This window comes from Falsiroseomonas tokyonensis, from assembly GCF_019024325.1.
In the GTDB taxonomy this organism is placed as follows: Bacteria; Pseudomonadota; Alphaproteobacteria; order Acetobacterales; family Acetobacteraceae; genus Falsiroseomonas; species Falsiroseomonas tokyonensis.
Genome location: NZ_JAFNJS010000020.1, coordinates 20,740 through 27,064, shown reverse-complemented (window position 1 = coordinate 27,064; position 6,325 = coordinate 20,740). Strand labels below are relative to the sequence as shown.

The 6,325-nt window shown below is 63.7% G+C and carries 6 protein-coding genes; 5 read left to right on the top strand and 1 reads right to left on the bottom strand.

Annotated elements, in window-relative coordinates; all coding sequences use genetic code 11:
- Nucleotides 1–116 precede the first annotated feature (116 nt).
- Nucleotides 117–1,934 carry an ATP-dependent nuclease gene (locus J3S20_RS28995; RefSeq protein ID WP_216840413.1) on the top strand — a complete coding sequence of 606 codons (1,818 nt, stop codon included), beginning with the start codon at nucleotides 117–119 and terminating at the stop codon, nucleotides 1,932–1,934.
- A complete protein-coding gene (locus J3S20_RS28990) occupies nucleotides 1,921–3,738 on the top strand; it encodes an ATP-dependent helicase (protein WP_216840420.1) in 1,818 nt (605 codons plus the stop codon). Before J3S20_RS28995 ends, J3S20_RS28990 begins: the two co-directional genes overlap by 14 nt.
- Here J3S20_RS28990 and J3S20_RS31340 read toward each other — a convergent pair.
- Nucleotides 3,640–4,035: an ATP-binding protein gene (locus tag J3S20_RS31340; RefSeq protein WP_216840412.1), complete on the bottom strand. Its 396-nt coding sequence runs from the start codon at nucleotides 4,033–4,035 to the stop codon at nucleotides 3,640–3,642. The two genes, J3S20_RS28990 and J3S20_RS31340, sit on opposite strands and share 99 nt — an antisense overlap.
- A 59-nt stretch (nucleotides 4,036–4,094) precedes the next feature.
- On the opposite strand from J3S20_RS31340, the gene J3S20_RS28980 reads away from it, so the two are divergent.
- From J3S20_RS28980 to J3S20_RS28970, 3 genes are read left to right on the top strand one after another with little or no spacing between them, the layout of a single operon-like run.
- Nucleotides 4,095–5,417 carry a hypothetical protein gene (locus tag J3S20_RS28980; protein WP_216840411.1) on the top strand — a complete coding sequence of 441 codons (1,323 nt, stop codon included), beginning with the start codon at nucleotides 4,095–4,097 and terminating at the stop codon, nucleotides 5,415–5,417.
- Nucleotides 5,414–5,752 (top strand): helix-turn-helix domain-containing protein, encoded by a 339-nt coding sequence (locus tag J3S20_RS28975; RefSeq protein WP_216840410.1) that lies wholly within the window; start codon nucleotides 5,414–5,416, stop codon nucleotides 5,750–5,752. The genes J3S20_RS28980 and J3S20_RS28975 overlap by 4 nt, the downstream gene beginning before the upstream one ends.
- A gap of 2 nt (nucleotides 5,753–5,754) precedes the next feature.
- The gene (locus J3S20_RS28970) at nucleotides 5,755–6,300 is read left to right on the top strand and encodes an RES family NAD+ phosphorylase (RefSeq protein WP_216840409.1); all 546 of its coding nucleotides are present in this window, start codon (nucleotides 5,755–5,757) and stop codon (nucleotides 6,298–6,300) included.
- The last annotated feature ends 25 nt before the right edge of the window (nucleotides 6,301–6,325 follow it).

The window sequence follows — 6,325 nt, the reverse complement described above, 5'->3', positions numbered from 1 at the left end:
GAACTTGCCCGCAGCATGCCGCGATGTCCCTGCTGCCACCGCCTCACTCAGCGTCACCATTATGTGACACAGTAGTACTAGCCAGCGTTCGAGGTATCACCTAGGCTCGTTTCACCATGCGAATTTCCAAGATCAAAATCAGCAATTTCGCAAACTTCGGCCAATTCGAGGTCGACACTGGCGAGAACCTCGTCATCGTCGGCGAGAATAAGGTCGGTAAGAGCAACCTGCTGTTCGCCCTTCAGCTCATTCTTGACCCCGGCCTTTCCGAGCGCGACCGCCAGCTCGGGCTGGAGCACTTCTGGGATGGCCTCGGCGACGAAAAGTTGGGCGCAACAATCGAGATCTCAGTCGACCTGACTGACTTTGATGCCGATGCCCGGTTGTTGGCGCATCTGGGCGACTGCATCGTCGATCCGGGGCCGCCGATGATTTCGCGACTGACATATCGGTTTCAGCCCAAAGCGAGCCTCGCCGGGGAACCGGCGAGCCTGGCCGACTACGAGTATCTGGTGTTTGGGGGAACGGACCCCGACAACGCGATCCGCTCGGGCCTCCGACGCATGCTGCCGCTCGACGTGCTGGGCGCCCTGCGCGACGCGGAGAAGGATCTGGCGACGTGGCGACGCTCACCGCTACGCCCCATGATCGAGAGGCTGACAGCGGCGCTCGACGATGATGACCGGGACTCGGTCGAGACCGCCGTCAACTCGGCGCAGGAGGCGCTGACGCGGCTCGACGAGGTCGACGCCGTGGCTCGCACAATCAGCGATCGGCTGGAGGCGATAGTCGGGCCGGCGCATGCGACCTCGATCGCGCTCGGGCTGGCGCCGACACGCATTGACGCGCTGCTTCGGGCGCTGCAGCTGCTGATCGACGACGGCGCGCGAGGCGTCGCCGACGCAAGCCTGGGCACGGCCAACCTAATCTTCCTGGCCTTGAAGAGCCTTGAACTCGATCAGCTCGTCGAAGAAGGCGAGCGCGACCACACCTTTTTGGCGGTGGAGGAGCCCGAGGCGCATCTCCATCCGCAGGTGCAACGCCTCGTATTTAGACACTTTTTGACCGAACCAGAAAGCGGCGGCGACGAGAACGAACCCGATGGCAATTACGCGGAAGCAGCCCCGTCGCGGCTGACGACGATTTTGACGACGCATTCACCGCATATAGCCAGCGTGGCACCAATCCGCTCGATCGTGCTGCTCCGCCGAGATGGCGCGGCCGATCAGACAATCGGCGTATCGACTGCGACCGCGCCGCTCACCGCGGCCGACGAGGCCGACCTGCAGCGGTACATCGACGTAACGCGCGGCGAGATGTTCTTCGCGCGAGGCGTTATCCTGGTTGAAGGCGATGCCGAGCGATTCCTCGTCCCTGCCTTTGCCGAGGCGCTCGACATCCACCTCGACCGGCTCGGCATCTCAGTGTGCTCAGTCGCCGGGACCAACTTCACCCCCTATGTGAAGCTGCTGGGATCGGCTGGCTTGTCGATCCCTCATGTCATCCTGACCGATCTCGACCCAACTGACGCAGGCACACCGCTCGCACTTCGGCGCTTGGTCAATATTTTGGAAATTGTCGAACCGGGTCCAGTCTACGCTGACTTAGCCGATGCGGCGGTCTTTCGGCGCGGCGAGCGGCATGGCGTTTTCCTCAACACCGGGACGCTCGAGCCCGAGTTATTCGTCGCGGGCATGGGACACGCTATGACCCGCATTCTGAGTGATGAGCTACCGCTTCGCCCTGCAACGCGAACGGTGTTGAATGGCTGGGTCGTTGACCCAGCGTCCCTCGATGCCGATCGGCTGATCAAGCTGATCGAGCGGGTTGGCAAGGGGCGCTTTGCGCAGCGTCTCGCAGCGCACGTCACTGCCGCGAGGTGCCCGACCTACATCCGTAACGCGCTGGAGCGTGTTCGCGATGCCGTCGCGTGAAAGCAGCGCCGCCTATCTCCGGCATGTCGGCGACCTGGAGGGCAACGCCGGCCAGCAGGCGGCCTACAACTCATGCGGCCATTGCGTCGTGCTCGCGGGTCCGGGAAGTGGCAAGACGAAGACGCTAGTCCTGAAGCTCGCGCGGATGCTGGCGGAAGATGTGCGCGCGCCGCGAGGCGTTGCTTGCATCACCTACAGCCAGGAGTGCGCGCGCGAACTCGGCCGCCGCCTCGAAGCGCTTGGCCTACGCGACGCGCCCAACCTCTTCATCGGCACCGTGCATGGCTTCTGTCTCCGGCATCTGCTCATGCCTTACGCCCGCTTTGCCGGAATCGAGGTGCCGGACCCCATCACTGTGGCGACCACGCGGCAGATTGAGACAACGTTCACACGGGTTGCCGAAAACCTGCTTGGGATCAACCAACCCTATCGGCTCCATCACATGGGTAAGTACCGCCGCGTCCATCTCGACCGGGACCTGCCCGATTGGATGGCAGACCCTGATCTGGCGCGCATCACGATCGGCTACGAGCGCGCGCTGCGGGATGCGGGGCTGGTCGACTTCGACGATCTAGTCATCCAGGGCAATCGTCTCGTCAACGACAACGACTGGGTGCTGCCAGTCATCGCCGCTCGGTGGCCTATCCTAGCAGTCGACGAGTATCAGGACCTCGGGCTCCCGCTGCACCGGATTATCCATCGGCTCGCCTTCGATGGCGGAGTCCGCCTGTTCGCAGTCGGTGATGCGGATCAGTCAGTGTACGGGTTTACCGGCGCGGACGGCGGCTTGCTGCTCGAACTCGGCCAGCGCGACGACGTCGAGTGCGTTCGGCTCCAGCTCAACTATCGTTCGGCCGGTCAGATCATTCGTGCCTCAGAGCTCGCGCTTGGGGAGGCGCGCGGCTATCGCCCACACGACCCCGCGCGCCAAGCCGTGGTCGCCTTCGTCGAGCGACCGGGCGGACTCAAAGATCAGGCGGCGCATGTCGTCGACAACTTAATCCCTGAAGCGTTGGCCGAAAAGCCGGGGCGCACTCTGGGTGATATCGCCATCCTCTATCGGGCAGCGCCTGTAGGTGACCTGTTCGCGGACGCGCTCGCCGCGGCCGGCTTCGATTACATCCGGGTCGATAACGCTGCACCATACAAGAAGGTTGGGCTTACGAGCTGGATCGAGGACTGCGCCGCATGGTGCTCGGGCGGCTGGCGTCGGGGCCGGCCGCAGCTTACCGGTCTTATCCAGCGCTGGACCGGCTTCCGGTCGGGCCGTGTTAGCGAGATAGAGGAACGCCGAGCCGCCCGCGTGGTCACCGAGTTTCTGTTCAGGCATCGCGGCGACGACACTCCTGCAGCCCCGTTCGTCGCAGCAATCCGGGCTGAACTGGTCGATCCGCTTTCGGCCGCCGAGCCGAGCCTAGCCGACCAGCGCGAGCAGGTTCGTCGCATGGGCGTGGCGTTTGCACCCGAGGGCAGGCTGGTGGACCTCGACCTATCAAGCCTCGGCGGGCGCGACGGGTCGCCTCAGCACGTCAACATGCTGACCCTGCACTCTGCCAAAGGTTGCGAGTACGACGTTGTGTTCATGGTCGGCATGGACATGGGTGCGATGCCGTGGGCGAAGGAGAGCGAGGCCGAGCTAAGCGAGAGCCGTCGCCTTTTTTACGTCGGCCTGACCCGCGCGCGCGACGCCGTCCACATGCTTTATTCAGGCTGGACCATTGATCGATACGGTCGTGTTCGCCGGCTCGGCCGATCCTCCTTTGTGGAAGAGCTTGAGGTTCGGCTGAAAGTCGAGGGGATTTGACGTCTGGTAACGACGGTGGCAACGCGGCCGTGGCAGTCGTCGATGACCTCCAGCAGGTCCGGGCGCCCCAGGGGTCAGCGGCGTCTGACCCCAGTCGTCTAGGAGCAGGACCTGCACCCGCGCCAAGCCCTTCAGCATGCGGGCGTAGCGGCCATCGCCCTTGGCCAGGGCAAGCGCCTCGAGCAGCTGTAGCAGGCTGGTAGGGCACGCTGCGTACGTCGCGCCAGGCTTTGTGGCCGAGGGCGCAGGCGAGCCAGGTCTTGCGCACCCGGTCGGTCTCTTGCATTTGTCTTTCACAATTCCTATCCTGTGAAAGCCGAACGATGAGTGCTCGGTTCTTGCGCGGAGGCTCGGCCATGACCGCCAACAACATTCACCTGCTCCATGCGCGGCCCTCCCCGCTCGCTCCCTTTCTCCGGGTGGGACATACCGGCCAGCACCGGCTTGAGGCCATGGTTGCGGCGAATCGCATGCCGTATCAGCGCTTTGTTTTCGATGCGGCACACATTCGGCGCCAGCAAAGCCTGCTTCAGGCACTCAAGGCGCGTGGCTCTGAGATCGTTATCGATCTGAACTTTGCCGAGACGGCTGCGCCTGGCCGCTTCGCGACGGCCGTGGCCAAGTTGCCTTGGGGAAATGCTGAACGTCCCTGGACACCTGACGATTTCGGCAGGGAGCGCAACGCGGACTTCTTCAAGCAAATGGCCGAGTTCGCCGTCGCGAACGGCGGCACTACAGTTCTCGCCCCGACCCACTTGGTCGAGTCGGATGTGGCACCCTGGCACACCGTAGACCTCGATGGATGCGTTCGGCTCCGTCGGGAGCTCGATCGCGCCGGCGGCAAGTCTATCGCCATAGACTATCAGATAATTACCACGACCGCCGCCCTGAAGGACCCGCAGCTGCGATCGGTCCTTCTCGACGGCGTCGCAGATTTACCGTTCCAAAACCTCTGGCTCCGCGCCTCGGGCTTTGGTGCAAAGGCCACCGGCGCTGGCACACGCCACCTTCTCGAAACCGCAAGGCACCTGCATGCGGTTGGCCGACCTATCGTGATTGACATGGCAGGCGGGTTTGCTGGCCTCTCGACACTGGCTTTCGGCACTGCGGGCGGCATCTGCCATGGCATTGCGCTGAGCGAGAGCTTCAATGCTGCTGATTGGCGCAAGCTTCCTCAGGAGGGCAAGGGCGGCGGCCTCGGTGCCCGGATCTACGTGGCTGATCTCGATCGCCATCTTTCGGAGAAACAAGCGGAGGCATTCTTCGCGGTCCGCGGTACGAAGTCGCGCTTCGCGTGCAACGACACGTCGTGCTGCCCATCAGGACTCGACGACATGGCTGAGAGCCCGCAATCACACTTCATCACGCAGCGCTTCCGCCAGATCGCAGAACTCGACCGACTGCCGGAGGCGCGGCGCGCCGAGCATTTCCTGCTTCGCATGCTCGACCCCGCCGTTCGATCCGCCAGACAGGCAGCCAAGCTGAAGTTCGGCGACGAGCAAGTGCAAAAGCTGGTCGGCGAGTCCAAGACCCGTCTCATCCGCTTCCGGGACGCGCTCGGCGGCCTTCATGAAGCTGAGGCTGTCGGCACCGATGTCTCGCGCTCCAGGGCTCCAGCCTTCCGCGGCAGGCAGGAAGATACGTGCGAACTCGTATCAATTATGGGCGGGCGGCGGTGAGCGGCGCAGTCGCCAGGATCGTTGATGACCTCCGCACGCGCGGCGGGCTCAAGGGAACCGATCTAGCCAACATCACGGAGGTCTCCCAAGCGACCGTCTCTCGCTGGGCGGCCGGCAAGGCCTCTCCCCATCCAAAGACGCAGCTCGTCATCTCCGACCTGAAGTATGTCGTGGATCGCCTTGCCGATTTCTATACGCCGGAAGAAACCCGGATCTGGCTGTACGCCAAGCATCCGATGATGGACGGCGCACGTGCGATCGACCTCATCCATGACGGTCTGACCGATCTCGTCCTGGCCGTGATCGAAAGCCTCGGTGACGGGACCTACACCTGACCATGACGAACCGGCGCCATGATCGGGTCATCCTTGATGCCCTCGAAGCCATGGAGCCAGAGGCCTTTGCAGGCGATGTCTGGAGAGTCACGTCGCGGGGCCGTGATCCGCTTCGCGGCTCAACGGCGGAAGGCCGCTGGAGCCCTGCTGGCGAGTTCGAAGTCCTCTACACGAGCCTCGCACGCGACGGCGCGCTGACGGAGATTGGCTACAGGCTCTCGCTGGAACCAGTCTGGCCCAGCAAGGTGCAGCATCAGGTCCATCGGATTGGCGCGCGGACCGAGCGGTCCCTGCGCTTTTCGGATGTCGCTGCGCTGGCGCCGCTCGGTGTGGAGGCGGCGCGCTATGCGAGCTTTGACTACGGGCCAACACAGGCCCTGGCAGCGGCGGCGCGATTCCTCGGCTTCGACAGCCTCATCGTTCCGAGTGCGCGGTCGTCGGCGCTGCATTTGGTGCTCTTTCTCGATGCCATCATCGACGATGGAGCGCTGACCGTCCTCGAAAGCGAAGACATCGATTGGGACGGCTGGCGACGGAAGCGGCAATAGCATCAAGCGGTCCTGAAATGTGTTC